Raw genomic sequence first — 21,228 nt, forward strand, 5'->3', positions numbered from 1 at the left:
ACCGCCCTTCTGCTTAACAGTGCAGGTGATGCGCTTTCAAGTTTCGTCTGCGATTGACCTCTGGAGTTTTCCATCCCACGGCGCTTCGGGAATTTTTGGGACCTCGGGGTCCGAGATGTAGGACGGGGTCATAATTTGGGTTCCGTTCTCATTGAATACTTCCACGATGTTTTCGTGCAAGTCCGATCGAATTTTTGGAAGACTGGCCCCGCGAGACGTGAACGCGTTAATTTCGTAGTTGATCGCGTAGTCGGCCAATTGGGTCCATAGCACGAAGGGAGCAGGGCTCTTCTTCAAACCTTGCGTCCGGTGAGCGGCTTCAATCAGCATTGCCTTCACCTTTTGTGGGGGCTCTTCGTAACCGATACCAACCGTAGTGTGAACCAAAATGCCCCGCCCATCCACCTTTCGGGAGTAATTTATGACTTCCGAGTCAAGAAGCTGTGCATTGGGAATGCTGATCATTTCGTTCTTGATGGATTTGACCACGGTTTCCATAAGCTTGATTTCGACTACGTCGCCAATCTTGTCGCCAACTTGAATGCGATCACCGATGTTGGTGCTGCGTCGGTAGATGACGAAAAGGCCTGCCATCATGTTTGAAACAACCGTGTTGGATCCCAACGAAACCATAACGCTTAGCCAGGATGGTCAAACCCTGAAAGGCACGCGAATCCGAGCCGGGTATATAGGGATATGCAAAGACCAGTGCGATTACGATGATCAGGATCTTGGTCAAGAAAAAGGTCGGACCGATCCAGTGGGTTTCGAAATCTTTGATTTCAAAGACGCCTTGTTCGAGGTTGTCGAAAAAGATGCGAACCCCTTCGATCAGGTATTTGGCGATGATCGCGATGATCGCCAGCATGATCAAGTTCGGTAGATAGGCGATCACGGCTTGCAAGACCCTCAGCAGGGGTTCACTGACGTATTTCAACAGCAACTCGGCAACTGGTCTTGTTTCGGCAAAGGAGAGCAGCACGAAACTCAGGTAGTAATAAAACAGAATGAGATAGGCTGACCACATCAGGATCTGGACCAAAAACGTCACAAGGCTTGTTAGCGCCTTTCGTTGCAGGATAGATTTTGTAGCTGCCTCAACCTGCGCTGAACGTTTTGCGACAAGGCGCTCGACCATGACCGAGACCCGTTTTCTGCGCGTAAAAAACAAAAGACTAATAACAAGAAAGCCGACCGACCAGGCGATAGCACTAAGCGCGCTGTCAATGCGAGCCGACTGGGATCTGTTTTCCCGATAAGTCCTGATTGCACGGTCGATGGCTTGAGCCTGCAGCCCGGCCAGAACCTCAATCTCCATCTGTTCAAATTCGGCGTCTGCAACGGTTGTGACCGTGACCATCTGGCCATTGATCAGAATATCTCGGCCAAACTCTCCGGGGCGGATACTGATTTCAAAATCATCCGTCTGCAATGCATCGGCCGTGTCAGTGATGCGTTGCTGGATACGATCTGCCCGTTCACTTGCGGGCAATGCCGTCGAGCCCCGAATGAGGAACAACTTGTCCCCATCCACCACGACAGGAGCAAGAAAGGCCGGGTCGTCCCTTTGTTCTTGAAGGGGCAGTTCACCAGCGGTTTGTGCGAGTGCTGAAGCGCTCGCGCATACCAAAAATAGAATACAAAGGATAAACGATTTCATTGTGTTACTCCTTCTGCAGGAATGAGATGAACATCTCGCTGCGGGAAGGGAATCGAAATTCCGACAGCATCAAACTCTATTTTGGCTTGTCCGGTCAGATCCCAGAAGACGGTCCAGTAATCATCGTTCTTGGACCAGGGTCGACAGAAGATGTTGACTGAACTCTCTCCAAGTTCCCCAACAAAAATCTCCGGAACCGGATCCTTGAGGCACAATGCGTGTTGTTCAACCAGCTTGCTCAACACTTCGATGGCCAGGGCCGCATCGTCGGAATATCCTATTCCAAAAACCAGATCGACGCGTCGGGTTTCAGATGCGCTGACATTGGTGATGATGTCCCCCCAGATCTTGCTGTTTGGAACGACAATGATTTGATTGTCGAAGGTACGGATCTTGGTGGAAACAACAGACATTTCATCGACAAAGCCTGAGGAACTGCCGATTTGAATGTAATCGCCGGTGTCAAATGGCTTGAGGACCATGATCATAAGCCCACTGGCAAGGTTTCCGAGCGTTTCCTGCAGAGCGAACCCGAGAATGAACGACAGACCACCCAGGACGGCAAAAAGTGGAGTGACATTCACACCAAACAGGCCAAGGACAATCAGGATGCCAAGGGTCATCACCGCCCAATATGCAGCGGTACAGATAAAGGTCTTGAGCAGCTTGGAAATTGACGGAACCCGTTCCAGACCGCGTTGGGTCATGCGCCGGGCCGTCCGCGCAATGAACATCAAGACCCAGATTGCGACCACGACCATCAGGATGTTGAACAAGAAACCCAATCCACCATCTGTAGCCGTCAACCAAGTGATGGCTGACCCTGCCAGTGTTTTGAAATCACTGGTTCTCAAGGCTCCCGAGGCAGCTGCATAAGCGTAGTCCTGAAATGGCTTCAACTCTTCTGGCGTAGCACCCTTTTCCTGCCAACCGGAAAGGGTTGCTTTGTAATTAGCAAGGTAGTTCTTGCTGGTCTGCTGCTCTTTAGTCAGTTGTTCTCTGAGGGTACTTGCCCCGGACCCGGACGCACCGTTTAGTTCGAGGTTCAGGTAGGACATTTTCTCCAGCTGGGATCGAACGTGGTCCTGCCATCCTTGGACCAATTCTGACGACTCTGCTGCCGTCATAGGTACCATGAGTACCTGCAAATCTGATTGTGAAACCTTGGTAGAAAGCGCCTTGGCAACAAGCGTTGATGTTTGCTCTGTTGCCTCAGCTTGAGATGCTTCTGTGCTTTCATCCTGGGCTATCGCTGGTCCAACAATCAAACATAGGGCAGCAATCAGGCCCAAAATCGCGCTACGCACACAGTCAATTTGTCGAGTGAGGCAATTCATGTTCTCTCCCCTGAACAAGATTATTGTCTATTTCTCCGTAGCTTACTGTGCGGTATTTGAGAGTTTCAGGCAATGCGCACGCGCGTTTCGCCAATTTGTGATGGCGAAAGTGCGTGTTTGTCGGAATAAGGGGAATTGTCCGGCGGACGGTTAGGAAATGTTCCCTTGGGGATAGCACCATAAGGAGTGCAAACGTCAAACCAGCTGTTGGGGATGGAGCGGGTAACGGGAATCGAACCCGTAACTTAAGCTTGGGAAGGGTGTGTGAACTTGGATGATTCACTATGAATTTATGATTTAACTGGCAGATTGTTCAAAAACTAGTTCAAAAATATGCGGACTTTGTTGAACTTTGATGGACGGATAGCGTCACGTACTGGGCTGGTATCCAACGGTGAAGCGATATGGGGGAGACGTAGGGGTTCCATTTGGTTAAGCCTCGATGTCTTAGCGTCAAGATGGGTCTTCCTTCCACGAGTTTACCCACCTCAACAAGGCACGTGTTATGCTGTTGAATGATCGCCCAAGACCTAATCTGACTGTTGATAACGAAATGTGGCAATCTTCGTCATGACGTCGATGGCTTCAACGCCAATGAATACCTCCTGATTGTGCTCAGTGACGCTTGCGGCGAATGCTCGATGTAGTTCGGCCTCAACAGCTTGCGCAGCCTGTTCCGAAGGGTAGGGTTGCGTTCCCGACAATTGCCACAGTTTCTCGCCTCGCTCTGGTATCCTTCCCAGATTGTAGGCGTCACATCGGCTCTGAGGATTGTGGCTGTATCCGATTTTCACAGTGCCTCCCAAGGTCAGCACGTAAACATACCAAAACTCATGAGTCTGCGGCTCAACAGAATAAGGGTTTCTGTGTTTGTTGAGCAGCTTAATAACCTGGCCTTCCATGGAACTGAATTGAGGCTGCATTGGCTCGACTTCAGTGGTTTGAAGTCCCATCAATGAGTCGACCAAAATTGGATCACTCACCTCGCGAATGGTTGTAACAGCATCCATGTGATGCGTGGTCCTGTCATATCCATCCAGATCGCGAAAACGAGGTGGTTCGTCGATCCCCCAAATGCGCATCGCACGGAGTGCATAAGGCCATCGATAGTCGCCGTTCTCGTCGGTGTCCCATTCGCTTTGAGAGGTAATTCCGAAATCTGCGGTATCTGCTGTTGCATGTGTTATCTGCCAAACACAGGCGACACGACCGGCAAGTTTAGGATCAATTGGTGCGCCTGAGGTTGGGTTATTGGACACAATCCCAAAGACCAAATCACCTGGCTTACTTCTGTTCTTCGCCATGGTCCGCGCACCTTTTCCGGTGAACGTCATGGGGTAACCTTTCGAAGAACCGGCAGCGGAACCCCAAATATAGGTATAGAAAACCTTCCGGCCTTCATCATCCCACTCGACTAAGTTTTCGTTTGGAACCCAAAGCTCACGGTCATCACCGCCATAACGGTGAACTAGTGCCATGCCTTTCTTTTCGTCAATCTCCAAAACCTTGCATTCCGGCGACACATGCCTGCCATTGTTGCGGGTGTTTCTTACAACCATCCCAACGGCTAGATGCTCGCCCCTGCTTAACTGATTTTGATCGAACATCATTACCAAAACTCCTCCGTGTTCTCTAATCTCAAATGAAAGGTGGGCATCAAACCCGCGACGTTCTTTGATTTAGATGTCAATTTCTTGCGAATTTCGGTCAGTATTTTTCGAGAACCTTCCAACAGCCATTCTGCTTAAGGTGGAACTGTTGCATTGAACATCCTCCGCCACAATGTGATGTTGCGACAGAGCAGTATCGGGAAGCCCATGTACGAAAACGCCTTCAACAGCATCGAAAAAGCCCTCCGCGCGGAAGAGGGCATCGCCAACGAGTTGGACTATGTTGAACAGACCTCCTGGCTTCTGTTCCTCAAGTACCTGCACGACCTCGAAAACGAACGCCAGGACAGGGCAGAGCTGGATGGCGAGGATTACACCCCGATCATCGACGGCCAGTATCGCTGGGATAAGTGGGCTGCTCCTAAAGTTAATGGCAAATTTGACCACAACGCAGCCCGCATCGGTGATGATCTGGTCGCCTTTGTCGACAATGAGCTGTTCCCGTACCTGGCCGCGTTCCGGCAATCCGCTGCGCATGCCAGCACTATTGAATACAAGATCGGCGAGGTTTTCACCGAGCTTCGCAACAAATTCCGGTCCGGTTACATTCTGCGCGACGTGCTGGAGGTTATCGACGGTCTGGCCTTCAACACCCAGGCACAGCGCCACGAACTCTCCGAACTGTATGAAACACGCATCCGCCGCATGGGCAATGCCGGTCGGAACGGCGGCGAATACTACACGCCACGTCCCCTAATTAGGGCAATGATCAAGGTCACCGACCCTCAGGTGGGTGAAACCATCTATGATGGTGCCGTAGGCTCTGCGGGCTTCCTCTGCGAAGCGTTTGAGTACATGCGCACCGACAACCTGTCGGCCTCGGATTGGGAGACGCTGCAGACCACAACTTTCTATGGACAGGAAAAGAAGGGCCTGGCCTATATCATCGGCATCATGAACATGGTCCTGCACGGCATCGAAACGCCGAACCTTGTCCACTCCAACACGCTCAATGAAAACGTGATGGATATTCAGGAAAAGGACCGCCACGACATCGTGCTGGCCAATCCCCCCTTTGGTGGTGGCGAACGCAAAGAGGTGCAACAGAACTTCCCCATTCGCACGGGTGAGACAGCTTACCTGTTTTTGCAGCACTTCATCCGCAAACTTCGCGCGGGGGGCGTGGGGCCGTGGTGATCAAGAACACTTTCCTGTCCAACACCGACAATGCCAGCGTGGACTTGCGCAAAGAGCTGCTAGACAGCTGCAACCTGCATACCATCCTTGACTGCCCGCAGGGGACGTTTCAGGGGGCCGGGGTCAAGACCGTGGTGCTGTTCTTTGAAAAGGGCGCACCGACACGCGACATCTGGGTCTATCAACTCGACCCTGGTCGGTCTTTGGGCAAGACCAACCCGCTGAACGATGCCGATCTGGCCGAATTTGTGGAACTGCAGAAGGTCAAAGCCGACAGCCCAAAGAGCTGGAGCGTCAGCAAGGGCGAACTGGACGAAGACACCTGTGACCTGTCGGTCAAGAACCCCAATACCCCCGAGGAGGCCCCCTTGCGGTCCCCTGAAGAGATTATTGCCGACATGCTGGCACGGGATGCTGAAACAGCGGGCATTCTGGAAAACATTCGGAGGATGCTGTGAAGGACGGTTGGGAGGTCAAGCCGCTTGGTGAACTTCTGTCTATACAGAATGGATTTGCCTTCAAATCCAAGCAGTTTAGCGAGACTGAAGGCACACCACTTATTCGCATCCGCGATCTAAAATCTGGTTCGCGGACGGTGGTCAACTTCATGGGCGACTATGATCCGCAATACTTGGTCAATGAAGGTGACTACCTGATTGGAATGGATGGTGAGTTTCGTTGCCACGAGTGGCACGGGAAACCTGCGCTTCTAAACCAACGAGTTTGCAGACTAGAGCAATTCTCTGGGTCACTGCTGCCACGTTTCTTGTATTACGGGATAAACAAATTCCTAAAAGACATTGAGGATGTGACTTCTTTTACCACGGTCAAACATCTTTCCGCGAAAACAATTAGGTCCATTCCTTTTCCCCTCCCACCGCTCGAAGAACAACAGCGGATTGTTGCGGTTCTGGACGAGGCCGTCGAGGGTCTGGCCCACGCCCGCACCCACGCCGAAGCCAACCTCCAAAACGCGCGGGAGTTTTTCCCAGTGTTCTCCGGAGCGTGTTTGGCAATGACTCGCGGAAATGGGAAACAAGCCTAACCGGTGATGTGGTTGGTTCTAAATCCAACCAAAAGTCAGCGAAAAGGAAAAAAGCTCTACACAGACAGGTGGGAGAGGGGCGACTCTAAGGCCTATTGAGGGTGCGTATTCACTTGCTGTATTGCCAATGAATCATAGTCCTCGACAGGGCTGGAAGTGGACTCAGTTGACGGATTTGGCACGCTTGGAAAGTGGCCACACTCCAAGCCGGAAACGGCCTGAATACTGGGGTGGAGATGTTCCTTGGATTGGCATCAAAGATGCTCGGGATCATCATGGCCAAGAGGTGATCACAACATTTGAGAACACCAACTCTCTTGGTATCGCCAACTCCAGTGCCCGCATTCTCCCGGCAAGAACCGTATGTTTGTCCAGAACGGCGTCAGTTGGGTATGTGACAGTGATGGGAACCGATATGGCTACCAGCCAGGATTTCGTGAATTGGGTGTGCGGAAGCGCCCTACTTCCAGATTTTCTCAAGTTCCTCTTGTTGGCACAAGGGGACGACATTAGGCGCTTTGCTAGTGGGTCTGTTCATCAAACGATTTATTTTCCCGAGGTAAAGGCATTCCATATCTGCCATCCCCCAGTCGCGGTTCAAGAACAAATTTGTGATGCACTTGAGGCAGTGCGGGCCGAGTCAGCTCATCTTGTGGATTATTACACTGCCAAGCTCCAAGACCTCGACGAACTCCGCCAATCCCTTCTGCAAAAAGCCTTTGCGGGCGAGTTGACGTGAGGCAATAGTCCAAGATGCCAAATAGTAACGAGAGAAAATTGAGATTGCCCGTCCGGTTCGTGGAAGGGGCTTGGGAATTGGAGTTTGGAGGTGCGATCCCAGTCGACGACGGTCAGTCCGCTGAACTGGTCTTGCCGATGTCTGCCGTTAAGGACAAAAATCTGGTCCGGCAGATGATGTCAATAACCGTTATGAAAATCTTGGACCCCGGCACCAAGTTGCGTGCTGTATTGCACACAAAGCCAGGCACTGGCATTTCTGCGGAGCAACAGAAGCAGTTAATTGACTGGCCTTATTGGCGGACCGAAATCGCCAACATAACAACTTCCAGATGGACTGGCAAAACACCCAGCTTCTTTGAACTAACATTAGGGCCACCTACTGAACGTCAGTTGCAGCAGCCTGCAACATCTTCGGGCGGCCTTTGGCTATTTATTGAAGGGCGAAAACCGAAGGAACTGAAATCCTCAAAGTTCCTACTTCCAGACTGTGTTTCGGATTTTGATGCACAAAGCCTGAACCATGCGCTGACCATTTTGTCAGAAGTCTATGAGCCCTGGCGTATTTCACATAGTGGGAATGTCTATTCGCAGGTTTTGTATCAGGAACAGGACAAGCTTTGGTATCCGTTGTCATCCCTGCGCGATTTCAAGTTAGCTCAAAAGGATCAGGAAATTGCCTATAAGTTGTGGACCGATTTCATGGAAAAAATGAAATCCATAAGATAGGCAAGGCTAGGACTCTGGCAGCATGAATATTTACGACGAAACAGAAGCAGAAACACGAACCAATCGCATTTTGCCAGTATTGCAGGCCGCTGGCTGGGGTGTCGGGCCAGGGTCTCGCATTCGCGAGGAGCTGATCTGCCCTGGTCGTATTCAGTCTGGTGGCACACGCGGCAAATCGCTGAAATGCGATTACGTGTTGGAGTATCGGGGCCACAAGCTGGCAGTACTAGAGGCCAAACGCGCTGGCGTCAGTTATCGGGATGGCATTGGGCAAGCCAAGGACTACGCCCAGCGCCTGAAATCCCGATTTGCTTATGCCAGCAACGGGCTGGGCTGGTATGCCATCGACATGGACACTGGGGTTGAAGGCGACATGACCCTACCGTTCCCGACACCAGATGAGCTATGGGATCGCACCTTTGGCAAAGCCAACGACTGGCGGGATAGGTTCGGAGCCGTGCCGTTTGAGACCGACGGCGGCAAGTGGGAACCAAGGTATTACCAACACAACGCGATCACAGCGGCTTTAGAAGCCGTGGCGTTGGGCGACACCCGTATCCTGCTGACATTGGCCACAGGGACCGGCAAGACTTCTATTGCCTTTCAGATCGCCTGGAAGCTGTTTGAGGCCAAATGGAGCCTGACAGGGGAGCCAACACGACGCCCCCGCATTCTGTTTCTCGCTGACCGCAATATTCTGGCCGATCAGGCTTACAACGCCTTTTCTGCTTTCCCCCTGATGCCATCACCCGCATCGATCCGGAGACCATCCGCAAGAAAGGCGGCGTTCCAAAGAACGCCAGCATTTTCTTCACCATTTTTCAGACCTTCATGACTGGTGAAGGCGACCCGGTGTTTCACGACTACCCGGAGGATTTCTTTGATTTCATCATCATTGATGAATGCCATCGGGGCGGGGCCAAGGACGAAAGCCAGTGGCGGGGCATTCTGGAATATTTCTCGCCCGCTGTGCAGCTTGGCCTAACGGCTACACCGCAACGCAAACATAACGCCGATACCTACGCCTATTTCGGTGATCCAGTTTATACCTACGCTCTGAGAGATGGGATCGAAGATGGCTTCCTGACTCCCTTTAAGGTGCGCCAGATGGCCAGCACTATCGACGCCTACGTCTGGAACCCCGAAGACGAGGTGATCCAAGGTGAGGTCGAGATTGGAGACACGTTTACCGAGGGCGACTTCAATACCAAGATCGTGATCGAAGAACGCGAACGCAGCCGGGTCTTGGAGTATTTACAGGAAGTGGATCAGCGACAAAAGGCGTTGGTCTTCTGTGCGACCCAAGACCATGCAGCCCTCGTTCGCGATCTTATCAATCAGGAAAAGGCCAGCACTGACCCCGATTATTGTCAGCGTGTCACTGCCGATGATGGTAAGATTGGCGATGCACACTTGAGAGCCTTTCAAGACAACGACAAGACCATTCCAACGATCCTGACAACCTCTCAGAAGCTGTCCACAGGGGTGGATGCCGGGAACGTCCGCCACATCGTCCTGATGCGCCCCATCCGGTCTATGATCGAGTTTAAGCAGATCATAGGTAGAGGAACCCGAACCTATGACGGCAAGGACTTTTTCACGATCTGGGACTTTGTGAAGGCCCACGAGAACTTCAACGATCCCGATTGGGACGGCGAACCGATCGCCCCTGAGCCACCTAAGGGTGGCCCGAAGCCGGAACCGAAGGGAGATGATCCCGAACACGGAGATGATGGCTTTGAGCCTGGTGATGATGATCCGCCAAAACAGAAACTTGTAGTGAAGCTATCCGATGGCAAGAAACGGTCGATCCGGTACATAAAAACTACGACTTATTGGAGTGCCGATGGCAAACCGATGTCGGCTTCAGAATTTATGGAAAGGCTGTTCGGGGACCTGTCTGACCTGATCAAAGATGAAGACCATCTGCGTGACATCTGGAGCGACCCAGATAATAGGGAGCATTTCCTGACACAGTTGTCGGACAACGGTTACGATGCTGATCGATTAAACGAAATACGCCTCCTTGTGGACGCTCCCAAAAGCGATTTGTTCGATGTTCTGTCCTATATACTGTTTGTTAATCCACCGATGACCAGACATGAGCGAGCTGAAGGGGTCAGACAAGGAAAGTTGGGTGCACATGACAAGGAGGTACGCCAACTTCTATTGGGTATCTTGACGGCCTATGAAGTCGGTGGAGTTGCCGAGTTGGCTACTACGAAACTGGGTCAGTTCATTATTGCCAGATACGGCAGCGTAAGCGAAGGGAAGGCCAAGTTAGGCGACTTGGCAACGGTAAAGGGGGCTTACAAGGCTATGCAGATTGGGCTGTATTTGCGCTAGGCTCGAGAGATGACAAGTCACTTTCCACGCAAGCATTTAGCTATACGAAGTCCCGATCCACATGGGCAATAATCATCTTTGTTGAAAGCAAACTTGGAGGCACGAACATTTCTGTGGATGTTCTTTTTGTTGACCTTGTCAGCTGTTGAGAGAAGTTTTTTTAACTGCATGGCCAACTCTGGCACTGTTGAAATCATGCGTTCAGCGAACTTGTAAGCTTGATTGATTATCACTATCCGTTCGGCGTATCCCGTGTCGGCTGAAGTGGTTATTTCAAAAAGCCTAGTGTCAAATTTCGTATAGACTGCAACTCTTCCAAGATCGGTTTTTATCATTTTTTTTGACGATCCAGCAGCAATCGTGTCACCTGCATTTGGATGCACAAACTCGCAACAAAACTCGTAGAATGCCACTGGCACCGGGTAGCTGGTGCTTGTCGAGTTTGTCGATGGCATTTAGAATTTGAGGTGCAGTATGATCTTGCCGCGTGTGTTCTGGATCGTGAGAATAAGTAGGTTTTTTAGGCATATCAGAAAAGTTCTCAAACTGATATTTTTTCCAATCGAACCTAGTGCCAACCAATAAAACAGCGAAATCGCTAATCTCAATCAAATCTTCAAAGGTTGCGACAGTCAGAGGGGGGCTAACTTTTCCTACTTTGGATAGGAATTCGTGGATCACCGCAATGCGTTCTATCATAAACCTGAATTCTCCAATTTCCTCGGTGAAGGACCCCGAGCCGTCCTCCAATTTGGAAACGCTGTCCCGCAGAACTAATACTTTTGGGACGATGGCCATACGCAATCTGTTGACGTTTTTTCCGATTTGACGCTGAACGCGTACATATTCGGAGGTGGTAAGATGCTCCTTTGGATCAGCACCCCGAGCCATGATGGTGTTAATCTTCGCGTATACATCAGGGTCTGGCTCCCAAATGAACGTTCTGGGGTTTTCGTTCGCAACTGCTTCCAAGGCTTGTTTTGCCAGTAGGCATGCAGATTGCAGTTGCAGCCGGACATCATGGATGTTCGAACTTTCTTCGTTGTTTCTGTTTTCCGAATTGCTCATTCGACTGATCTGCATTTTCTATACTTATGAACGCTCATGGTATCGATTTCTGACGGACTTGGCACGGCGCTACATCAAATCCCTTCCGTCGAATCCCATGGAAGTTCTAACTGTGCGAGCCTGCTCGCCTCGGTTCGCACGGCTGCGTTTGTCGTTGACAGACATACTTGTCAGGCCAAGCCTCCTGGACAAGCTGTTAACGCTACCGTTCAAGTCAAACACAATGCGGGCGCGGGGATTGACAACTTTCGTTGTCCCGTTTTTGCCCCCGGTTACTATCATGCCTTCTTCCCTCAACATGTCATGTTGATCGAAAAGGTCTGATTGCAGTTTGCAGAGGTTGGCCAAGCTGACAATATCAAGCGGTGTCCAGTCCTGATGAGCCCTCTGCAGCTGCGCCTTCTGGAAAAGGTAATCATCCTCGCCTGAGGGCTCACCCGCCTCCAGCGGCCACGCCCACAGCTTGTCAGCGTCCCGTGCGGCTTGAACCTGTTGAAATGTGCTGGAGACTCTGTTCATCGCATTTCCATCTAAGCATAAATTCCATCCACGGAACATGTTCGGCACGCGTTAGAGGTATTATAATACCCTGAAGTGCTTTGTCACTTAGGTCATTTTGTGTCGTTGGTTTTAAAGAACACGACCCTGCGCGGTGCGACCCCCTCGACCGAACCTTCGACCCACCCCGCCCCTAGACGGTGACGGCCCTTTCGGCGCGGGCGGTAGGTCAGTGGCAGGCAGCATCGAGCCGTCATCCATCCATCAGCCGGTGCAATGCTGCACGGTGGAGGAGTATGTGGTGGGTGGTGCAAGTGTAGGGGAGGTGTCTGTCCCTCATCGCTGGGCGTAGTGAGGGGCGCACTAGGCTGATCAGACATACAAGCGGAACTTATAGGCCCACTCAGGAAAGATATAAGCGAAAATTATGGAACATTGGACGTTCACGATAGGATACGACCCAGTGACACCAGTGACATCTATTCTGAAAACTAACGCATAGGGAAGTTTCAGATGAAGCCCTTATGTATTAGTATAATGTTCAGAATTCCTGTCGTTGGTGTCACTGAACCTTCAATCTGATGCCTGCAAAGCCGCGAACAAGCCCATCGTTGCGTGTAGAACGTGCAATGTTCAGTGGTTTGGACGCCAGCGTTTTGGAAAACCCGTTCATTGACCAAACACCAGCGTCGTTCTGTTCGCAGTAATTCTGGAACCAGCCGAACAATTGAGCTGTAGAAAGGAAGTCTTGCCCGTTTCCGGTAGCTTCAAACCAGTGTTCAATGAACTTCCCAACCGGGTCCATTCGTATCTCTGACGCTTCCAGCAGCTTCTTGTGCTGTTCCGACTCGGTAAACCGGCGCTGTCGGCGCAGGCGTTGCCAACCATCAACAGCCCACTTCAGTATCGCGGCACGTTCGGCCAGCAGGTTGTCCAGCAATCCGGTGTCTTCTTTCCCGTAGAACGAATTGGGCATCATGAAGTAGACGAACCGGCTGGCAAGCACACCGTCGCCATCGCGGAACTGCGGCACACTGTTGGACAGCAGGAACAGTCGCACAGTTGTCTTGCCTTGCCATGCTGTCTTGTGCTTGCGCGGCACATCGACATCATCTTCACCGGTCACGGTCAGGATCATTTCGGCGATGGCGGCGAAGTCCGAGTCTTGGCTTAGTCTAACATCCGGTATCGCAAGAACCGATTTGCCGATGGTGTTTTCCAGGGCGAAAGACTTCCCCAGTTCCGTGGATCGGATACTGGCAAACTGTCCACCAACCAGCGACTTGATCACCCGCATCAAGGTTCCCTTGCCGCACCGCTTCTTCCCGATTGGCATAAACGCTTTCTGTATGCTGGTGTCACCGGACAGGGTGTATCCCAGTACTTCCTGCATCGCTAAAATCTGATCATCCCAGACCAGCATTTCACGCAGGTATGACACCATGCGCGTCCCGTTGATCACCGCATCGGGTTCCCACGGGGCATCGATCCACGTGGTGTTGAAAAAGTCGGGATCGTGCGGCGCGACCTTTCCGGTATCAAGGTCCAGAATTCCGTTCTGAACCGCCTGCCACGTCCCTGAACGCGCATCGGGCCATCCCATTGGTTTACCCCGTGACCGGCCCGTCACGGCCTTCAGCGCAGCCACATAGTTCGCCACGGTCGGTCGCGTCGCGGGGATCACGGCAGGGAAGGTTACGACCTTGCCATCGACCTTCTTTTCTTTCAGCGTGCACATCATCTTGCTGATCCAGTGGAACAGGACGTCTTCGATCCAGTCCTTCGGGATCATTTCCCAATGCGTCACGTTCCACCGGTAAAACTCTCCTTGCCAGCAAAGCAGAGTGCGCCTTTGATCATGGGTGAAGAACGTATCGACCAGACTGCGAACGTTCGGTTCCATATCCGCCGGATCGACCACCACGCGCATGTCAATTGGTACGGGTTCCATGTCGCGGAATTGTTCGGCGACGTCAGTGGGCGTGATCGGTGCCAAGGGTGTGGTCGGAACCCTGGGATTTGGAGGCATCACGCCATCAGCGACCAACTTATCGATCCTTTCTTGTCCGGTGCCGATGCGATACCGGACATTGCCACCATGTGCGTGGTCGATGATGACGCCCTGACCGGCAAAGATCGTCGCGCACCTGGCCCAATTTCGATAATCGGGTTCAAGCGGGCTGCAACACGACTTCTTTTGCCGGTCACCGGGCGCGTCCATTATCTCGCCCACTGTGATCGACCGTGCGCGGCCCAGGTGAATTGTGTAGTCGCGGGGCAGGTCCACGCCTTCACCCCTGAACACGGCTTCCAGTTGCGCCCTGTCGCCCTGTCCGGACGCGACAAGCTGATCAATCCTTTCGGCCCGGACGCGATCCGCTTCGGGCTGTGCCTTTGCCTTGGCGGCATCGACAAGGGCCGCAAATTCCGACTCTTCATCATGAGTCAGATCGGGGGACACGGCCCGCGTATCGACCCAATCCATCGCCATCATACCGGGCAGAACTTCAGCTTTTCGATCTTGTCGAACACCGTCGCCACAATGCGCCCCTGCCGCAAAATCCAGCGACACGTCATCCCAAACTGATTTGTCGATCAGGGTGCGGGGATGTAGCCGACCGGCCTTGTCGATCAGGATTGTGCCATGCCCTGCCAGCCACAGCCGCTTGAACAGCACCAGACCGGCGCGGGGGATGTCAGATGCATCCCGCACCCCGTAGTAAAGACGTTGCCCCCTCAGGCCGCGCACAGGCTCCGTCACGCCGTCCAGGTAGATGTTTGATGACGCCGACACCACTGACACGGCATTGGCCATCACCAGACCCGCAGAGGCCCCGTGCATGGCCGACAGCAGGTCTTTGCGGGCGATAGGCGTGTCAACGTCCAACATCATCACACCGCGCCCGTCCGGCCAGTCGAAGTTCTCACCAGTGCGCGTCACCTGATGGTCATTGTCCGGGCTACTGGATACCTCGATCGCGCCATTCACATGCGCGGCCGGGATTTGGTATTGCAGCACGTTCTTACCCGGTGTCAGACCGTTCAGCAGATCGGCAAGTTCCGACATGCTGGCGATGGTCGTGGTGGAAAAACCGGCGCGGGTGATGAATGGGATCATGTCGGATTGCAGCACCGATCCGGCCAGCCAATGCCGCTTGCCGATAATCTCGGGTTCGATGGCGGAAAAGATCGTGATCATTGCTCACCCCCGAACAGTCCGGGGGGCATTGTACGAACGAACCCAAACAGCCTCGGTTTAGGATAAAACATCGGTTATATTCCTGTTGGAGACCGGTCAGGGGCAGACACACCAGACCGGTCATTGTTTACTGAAACGGGCCGCGACGTGCTGTCGTGGCCCGCCTTTCATTCAGCGGCCAGAGCGAGTTGGGTGGCTGCATTGTACGAGCCGGGCATTTCACGTTCGATACGTTCCATCGACTTCCGGTAGGTGTCGGGAACCAGTTCCGAACCGACAAATCGGCACCCGTACTCCATCGCCACGATTGCCGTTGTTCCGGAGCCGGAATGCGGATCGCAGATCAGGTCACCCGGTCGCGCAAACTGATCGCAGATTGCTCGAACAAAATCCTTGGGGAATGCCGCGCTAAAACCAAATGCTTCGGCCTTTTCCGCCTTTTTCATCGGCGGTACTTCCAACACTTCGTCTTCGATCTGCCAGAAGTCCGATTTTTGCAGCTTGTTTTTGCCGTTGCGCATCCTGTTTTTTCCATCTGCGCGATGGAACAAATAGACGCGTTCGCAGTGCTGGTAAAACATCGACGGTTCGTGGTTGTGCGTCGATTTCCTGTGCCAGACCACTTGACCGAAACACTTCAGCCCATCCACCCGGCACAAAAACTCCCACGGGTCCAAAATCAGCCCGTTCTTTCTGCGTACTTGGATGTCGTAGGCTAGGATGCCATCTTTCTTAAACGCAGGAGCAGCGGTGTTCAGCCATTCGACTTGCCCATCCTGAAATTCCTGTTCAGGAAGATCATCGAAATAGTCGTTGATTCCTGAGAATGACTTTTTGTCCTTTAGGCCCAGTTTCCGAAAACCGTCGTCGCGCTTCTGAGGCGAATTGCCCTTGTTGAACGGCGGGCTGGTGATTAGCAGGTCGATCCCTTCATCTGGACCGGTATCACGATACCGGCTCAGAAGTTTGTTCCGGTCTTCGTTTAGCAGCCAGTATGGTCGCGGGAGACCCGGTAGAATAGTCATGCCGCATCCCCCGCACTTCGATCCCGATCCATTCGAGGAACGCTCCGGTATCGATAAACCGGCGACGGCCAATCTCGCGTATCGGCGGGAACTTGGGGTCTTTAGGTAGTTCGAACGTAGTGGTGCGTCCAAGTTTCAGGACGACTTGCACATCGTCGGGAAATGCCATGAACGGCTTGTTCAGGATGGACACGATCATTTCGTTGACCGCAATGCCACCTTGCAGCCTGTGCGCTTCGGCTTCCACCGCCTTGCTCACCGCAGCACTTAGCTGAGTTTCGAGTTGATTAAGATCGATCATTGGATCGGCACCTTTCCCTGTTGAGTTACAGTGCCTTTCCAATTGTCAGGAATTTTCCAGCAGTGCCAAATGCTACTGCTGGACTACTTTCGTCGCACGATACTGCTAGGGATATAACGAACCAAAGATGTCCAGCTCCCAAACGGTTTCTGATCATTTTCGGCCAAAAGCCGGTTCACTTCCTTAATGAGTTTATCAGCCGCGTTATCTTTGCTCGGATACCGCATGTCGCCAGCCGCTTGCGCTATCGCCTGCTGAATTGCGGGTATGCGACCATCCCATCGACTACCCCCAACACCGGCCATACGTTGGCTATCTGCGGCCCGTTTCTGCGCCGCAAGTAAACGGGCTCGCGCCTGTTCGTACCGGTTCCAATAGTCCGTATCTTTGACGCTATTCCACGGTTCGGCCCCCAAAACGGGATCACCTACAAATCCGCCATCAGCTGCCTTTGCCCAACCGCGCCGGATCATTTCGGCTTCGACGTGGTGGCCGGTGATTTCACCTTTGATCAAGGGCGGGGTATCAAGCGCCGGTTGCGCCTCGTATTCGGTCTGGATGCGTCTTGCGCGGTCTATCGGTCGGTCGGTCATAGCAACACCGCTTCCATCGATTCGAAAGTCTTTGCCTGCAAATCGGCAAGGATGTGACCATAGGTGCGTTCTAGCATTTCGACGCTTGTTCCCACGTGGCGGACAAGCGGGAAAACCGGCACACCTGCATAAAGTGCTGCGGTGATGAAACTGTGCCTGATCGCGTACATCGTCACCCCTTCGGGCAGGGTGTCGCGACAGGCTTCGACCAGAGCGTCCCAACGATACCGGAACGCGTCGCGGCGGTCGGGTAGGGCGGCGACGGCTTCGATATTGTCGGCGAACCACGCGGCCACCTGTGGCGTCAGAGTGATGTGTCTGGTGCCGGTCTTGCCGGTCAGGGTCAGGGCTGATCCCCTGAACGCCTTGGTCGTTATGGTCCGTATTTCTCCCGGTCTTGCACCAACCAGCCACATGGCCCGCAGATACAACGCCAGATCGGGATCGGTCTGGCCTGCCACTGACAGCAGGTGCTGCACCTGATCCGGTGTCAACACCACGGCTTCATCTTCTGTACCGCTTTCGGCTTCGGGGAACTTCTTCAGCTTCCGCCACGGACCGTCTACGCCATAGGCATTTAGTGCGGCCTTTAGAGTACCAATGATCTTGTTTGCGCCCACAGGCCCGCGCTTGTCAGTCAGCAGGTCGTCACGCCACTTGGTCAGATCGCGCAGGGCCGTGTCCGTGATGGTATTCGACCGCAGCGGTTCGATCCGTTTCACGTGACCGCGTATCACCGCCAATGAAGACTTGCCCTTGGTCTTTTCGGCACGGGCGATATAGACGTCCAGAGCCTCTCCGATGGTGATCAGCACGTCGGGCTGGACGTCGGTATCGGCGTTGCCCATTTCCCGCACCAGAACGGCCACCTGGTCGAATGTCATGGCCTCGACAGGACCAATTGCCTTATCGGGCCGTCCCGGTACTCGTGCGCCCCACACAGCGCCCCGTGCGCCCTTACGCATGAGAACGTACCGTTTCGAACCCAAAGAGTGCGAGTAGTAGCTGGATCGGGCGGGCAGGGCGTCCCGCCTGGTCGGATTCGATAAGTCTATTTTGGCCATATTTGCTGACCATTTCGATAGTCGGCAGGCGACAGCCGCTTCTTTTCGTGGAACGCTATGCGGTAAGCATCGACTTCCCATAGCCACGCTTCAGAAATCTCGTACCGGGTTGTGTAGTGAACCCAGATTAGGCGGTCCCACTCGTAATTACTGGCTTTGGCAACCAGAGTGACCTTGCTTCCCTTCCTTCCACTGGGACGGTTTGCCTTCACTTGATACCTGATGCCATTGTGAATGAAGTCATGCCCACGTTGCACTTGCGTGGCACCGATCATTGCAGCTTCATACTCCGCAACGTTCATTCCGATCATTAAAGCAGCGTCAAATTCTGACAAAGTTGAAGTGATTGCAGGTGCGACGCCGAAACGATTCTGCCACTCTAAAGCGCAACGAACCAACTCATCTCTCAGTCCATCCTGAGCCATAAATTCCCTATTAGTTCAAACTTGTTCAAAAGTATTCTTGAACGGAATTGAATGGCTATTCCAGTGCTTTTGAACTACTTTGAACTAAGATGCTGTTTAAGTGGCGAAAGTTATGGAGCGGGTAACGGAATCGAACCCGTAACTTAAGCTTGGGAAGCTCGCGTGATACCTTTTCACCATACCCGCGCTCTGGTCGGTTGAGTATGTCTTGACGCAAGAGAGGTCAAGCGGGAATGACCCCGCTTGATGTTCGTTTCAGGACTATCCCCTGCGACGGCGCCGACGGCCGCCCGAAGCTGCCGAAGCCTCGGTGCCGGTGTTGAAATTCACCTCTGGCAAGGTCACTTCGGTCGCCAGGATCGGGAAAGGCTCGGCAGAGTTGGGGATGGCCGAAGCGTTTACAAAATGTTCCTGAAAACGTGGTTCGATCGCGGTTTCCACCTTGTGGATCGCGCGTACGGTGTCTTCGATCTCGGTCCGGGCCTTGGAGTTCAAGAGTGCGATGCGGGCACCTGTGCCTGCCGCGTTGCCTGCAGACGTTACCTTGTCCAGCTGACAATCGGGGATCATGCCCAGAACCATGGCATGTTTCGGGCTGATGTGGGCGCCAAAGGCGCTGACCAGCACGATACGGTCCACGTTGTCGACGCCGAACTTGTCCATCAGCAGGCGTGCACCGGAATAGAGCGCCGCCTTGGCCATTTGAATTTCCCTGATGTCACGGTTGGTGACAGTGATCACCGGGCCGCCGTCGGCGCTGCCGTCCCAGACCTTGTAAGAATAGGTGCGCCCGTCCAGGAAACATCGCTCAGTGCCGGTCTGCTCGGGGTTGCCGATCAGGCCCGGCCCGTCGACGATGCCCGCCATGCGCATCTCGGCCACCATTTCGATGATGCCAGAGCCGCAGATGCCGGTGATGCCGGTGGTGGCAATGGCCTCAGCAAAACCGTCTTCGTCCGACCAAAGATCGGATCCGATGACACGGAACCGCGGCTCTTTGGTGACCGGGTCGATCTGCACCCGTTCGATGGCACCGGGAGCCGCCCGCTGGCCCGAGCTGATCTGAGCGCCCTCGAATGCGGGACCAGTGGGTGATGAACAGGCCAGAACTTTATCTGTGTTGCCCAGCAGGATTTCAGCGTTGGTGCCTACGTCAACGACAAGAACCAAGTCTTGCGACTTGTCGGGGGCCTCAGACAGCGCCACAGCCGCGGCGTCCGCGCCAACATGACCAGCGATGCAGGGCAATAGATAGACCTGTGCCGAGGGGTGGATGCTGTTCAGTTCCAGTTCGGATGCGGCCAGGTTCATGCTGTTGGCGGTAGCAAGCGCAAAAGGTGCTTGCCCCAGTTCGAACGGGTCGATGCCAAGGAAAAGGTGGTGCATGACCGGGTTGCAGACAAACACTGCATCAACCACCTGGTGCGCCTCGATCTGCGCATCCGCCACGATATTGCGGAACAGCTCGTTCATGCCGTCGCGCACGGCTCGGGTCATTTCCTTATCGCCGCCCGCGTTCATCATCGCGTAACTCACGCGGCTCATCAGATCTTCGCCAAAACGGATCTGAGGGTTCATCAGTCCCGAGGATGCGACGACTTCGCCGGTCGCCAGATCACACAGGTGCGCGGCGATGGTGGTCGAGCCAAGGTCGACGGCCAAGCCATAGATGCTGTTTTCATGCAGACCGGGATACAGATCGAGCAGGCGGGTAGGACGGTTTGGTGCCTCGTGCAGAAGGCAGGTGACGGTCCAGCCACCTTTGCGCAGCACTGGCTGCATCTTGGAAATGATCGGCAATGCGATCTCGAACCCTTCAACCTGCCACTGATCGCGCAGTGCATCTCGTAGACGTTCCAAATCACCGGATGGGTCGTGCATGTCCGGCTCCTGCACCTCGACATAGCACAGGCGCACAGTGGGGTTCAGGGTGATGTCGCGCGCCTCGGCCCGTTTGCGGACCACCTGACGGTGGACCTGACTTTCGGGCGGCACGTCGATAACAATGTCGCCCTGCACGGTGGCCTGACAGCCCAGACGGCGGCCCGGGGTCAGACCGCGCTTGTCGTCATAGCGCTGCTCGACCTTGTTCCATTCCGACAGCGCATCCTCTTTCACGGTCACGCCGTGTTTGGGAAACTCGCCATAAGACGGGGTGATCTGGCACTTCGAACAGATTCCCCGGCCCCCACAGACCGAATCCAAGTCAACGCCCAACTGGCGAGCAGCCGTAAGGATCGGCGTGCCAACAGGAAAATGTCCGCGCTTGCCGGACGGGGTGAAAACGACGAGAGGATCGATGCTCATTCAGGTGCCTTCTGGTTCCGGGTTTGAGGCGGAGAATATGGTGTTCGCGGCAAAGCGAAAGGTGTCGGGCGGCATATTTCGGTCAG

17 protein-coding genes, 1 tRNA gene and 2 pseudogenes are annotated in these 21,228 nt (G+C 53.6%); 5 read left to right on the forward strand and 15 right to left on the reverse strand.

Going from position 1 to position 21,228, the window contains the following annotated elements:
• Positions 1-36 precede the first annotated feature (36 nt).
• The 4 genes from ACZ1HE_RS11240 to ACZ1HE_RS11255 form a co-directional block, all read right to left on the reverse strand.
• Positions 37-594, reverse strand: a complete 558-nt coding sequence (locus ACZ1HE_RS11240) for a mechanosensitive ion channel family protein (RefSeq protein ID WP_472620824.1) — start codon at positions 592-594, stop codon at positions 37-39.
• Positions 548-1,660: a hypothetical protein gene (locus ACZ1HE_RS11245; RefSeq protein WP_472620825.1), complete on the reverse strand. Its 1,113-nt coding sequence runs from the start codon at positions 1,658-1,660 to the stop codon at positions 548-550. Before ACZ1HE_RS11245 ends, ACZ1HE_RS11240 begins: the two co-directional genes overlap by 47 nt.
• Positions 1,657-2,787: a mechanosensitive ion channel family protein gene (locus ACZ1HE_RS11250; RefSeq protein ID WP_472620826.1), complete on the reverse strand. Its 1,131-nt coding sequence runs from the start codon at positions 2,785-2,787 to the stop codon at positions 1,657-1,659. The genes ACZ1HE_RS11245 and ACZ1HE_RS11250 overlap by 4 nt, the downstream gene beginning before the upstream one ends.
• 740 nt (positions 2,788-3,527) lie before the next feature.
• Positions 3,528-4,607 carry a GIY-YIG nuclease family protein gene (locus tag ACZ1HE_RS11255; protein ID WP_472620827.1) on the reverse strand — a complete coding sequence of 360 codons (1,080 nt, stop codon included), beginning with the start codon at positions 4,605-4,607 and terminating at the stop codon, positions 3,528-3,530.
• A gap of 207 nt (positions 4,608-4,814) precedes the next feature.
• Here ACZ1HE_RS11255 and ACZ1HE_RS11260 point away from each other — a divergent pair.
• The 5 genes and pseudogenes from ACZ1HE_RS11260 (at position 4,815) to hsdR (ending at position 10,662) form a co-directional block, all read left to right on the forward strand.
• Positions 4,815-6,262 (forward strand): annotated as a pseudogene (locus tag ACZ1HE_RS11260) (class I SAM-dependent DNA methyltransferase).
• The gene (locus ACZ1HE_RS11265; RefSeq protein ID WP_472620828.1) at positions 6,259-6,849 is read left to right on the forward strand and encodes a restriction endonuclease subunit S; all 591 of its coding nucleotides are present in this window, start codon (positions 6,259-6,261) and stop codon (positions 6,847-6,849) included. Before ACZ1HE_RS11260 ends, ACZ1HE_RS11265 begins: the two are co-directional and overlap by 4 nt.
• A gap of 127 nt (positions 6,850-6,976) precedes the next feature.
• Positions 6,977-7,588: a restriction endonuclease subunit S gene (locus tag ACZ1HE_RS11270; RefSeq protein WP_472620830.1), complete on the forward strand. Its 612-nt coding sequence runs from the start codon at positions 6,977-6,979 to the stop codon at positions 7,586-7,588.
• 38 nt (positions 7,589-7,626) lie between these two features.
• Positions 7,627-8,316: a hypothetical protein gene (locus tag ACZ1HE_RS11275; protein ID WP_472620832.1), complete on the forward strand. Its 690-nt coding sequence runs from the start codon at positions 7,627-7,629 to the stop codon at positions 8,314-8,316.
• Between the two features lie 22 nt (positions 8,317-8,338).
• A pseudogene (gene hsdR / locus ACZ1HE_RS11280) lies at positions 8,339-10,662 on the forward strand (EcoAI/FtnUII family type I restriction enzme subunit R).
• A gap of 17 nt (positions 10,663-10,679) precedes the next feature.
• Here hsdR and ACZ1HE_RS11285 read toward each other — a convergent pair.
• The 11 genes from ACZ1HE_RS11285 to ACZ1HE_RS11335 all read right to left on the reverse strand — a co-directional run bounded on the left by ACZ1HE_RS11285 (position 10,680) and on the right by ACZ1HE_RS11335 (position 21,142).
• Entirely contained in the window at positions 10,680-11,075 is a 396-nt protein-coding gene (locus tag ACZ1HE_RS11285) for a hypothetical protein (protein WP_472620834.1), read from the reverse strand.
• Positions 11,026-11,730 (reverse strand): hypothetical protein, encoded by a 705-nt coding sequence (locus ACZ1HE_RS11290; RefSeq protein ID WP_472620836.1) that lies wholly within the window; start codon positions 11,728-11,730, stop codon positions 11,026-11,028. The genes ACZ1HE_RS11285 and ACZ1HE_RS11290 overlap by 50 nt, the downstream gene beginning before the upstream one ends.
• Positions 11,731-11,799: 69 nt before the next feature.
• On the reverse strand, positions 11,800-12,288 hold the full coding sequence (locus tag ACZ1HE_RS11295) for a hypothetical protein (protein ID WP_472620838.1): 489 nt from the start codon (positions 12,286-12,288) through the stop codon (positions 11,800-11,802).
• A 502-nt stretch (positions 12,289-12,790) separates the two neighbouring features.
• Positions 12,791-15,427, reverse strand: a complete 2,637-nt coding sequence (locus tag ACZ1HE_RS11300; protein ID WP_472620840.1) for a DNA primase family protein — start codon at positions 15,425-15,427, stop codon at positions 12,791-12,793.
• A gap of 167 nt (positions 15,428-15,594) precedes the next feature.
• Positions 15,595-16,452 (reverse strand): DNA methyltransferase, encoded by an 858-nt coding sequence (locus tag ACZ1HE_RS11305; protein WP_472620842.1) that lies wholly within the window; start codon positions 16,450-16,452, stop codon positions 15,595-15,597.
• Positions 16,373-16,753 carry a hypothetical protein gene (locus tag ACZ1HE_RS11310; protein ID WP_472620844.1) on the reverse strand — a complete coding sequence of 127 codons (381 nt, stop codon included), beginning with the start codon at positions 16,751-16,753 and terminating at the stop codon, positions 16,373-16,375. The genes ACZ1HE_RS11305 and ACZ1HE_RS11310 overlap by 80 nt, the downstream gene beginning before the upstream one ends.
• A gap of 83 nt (positions 16,754-16,836) precedes the next feature.
• Positions 16,837-17,346: a hypothetical protein gene (locus ACZ1HE_RS11315; RefSeq protein ID WP_472620846.1), complete on the reverse strand. Its 510-nt coding sequence runs from the start codon at positions 17,344-17,346 to the stop codon at positions 16,837-16,839.
• Positions 17,343-18,410 carry a tyrosine-type recombinase/integrase gene (locus ACZ1HE_RS11320; RefSeq protein WP_472620848.1) on the reverse strand — a complete coding sequence of 356 codons (1,068 nt, stop codon included), beginning with the start codon at positions 18,408-18,410 and terminating at the stop codon, positions 17,343-17,345. Before ACZ1HE_RS11320 ends, ACZ1HE_RS11315 begins: the two co-directional genes overlap by 4 nt.
• Positions 18,398-18,835: a hypothetical protein gene (locus ACZ1HE_RS11325; protein ID WP_472620850.1), complete on the reverse strand. Its 438-nt coding sequence runs from the start codon at positions 18,833-18,835 to the stop codon at positions 18,398-18,400. Before ACZ1HE_RS11325 ends, ACZ1HE_RS11320 begins: the two co-directional genes overlap by 13 nt.
• 113 nt (positions 18,836-18,948) lie before the next feature.
• Positions 18,949-19,021: transfer RNA gene (locus tag ACZ1HE_RS11330), tRNA-Gly, on the reverse strand.
• Positions 19,022-19,096: 75 nt separating this feature from the next.
• Complete coding sequence (locus ACZ1HE_RS11335) at positions 19,097-21,142, reverse strand: ASKHA domain-containing protein (protein ID WP_472620852.1); 2,046 nt, start codon at positions 21,140-21,142, stop codon at positions 19,097-19,099.
• Positions 21,143-21,228: the final 86 nt, after the last annotated feature.

It is taken from the genome of Falsiruegeria sp. JB4-1, from assembly GCF_055693495.1.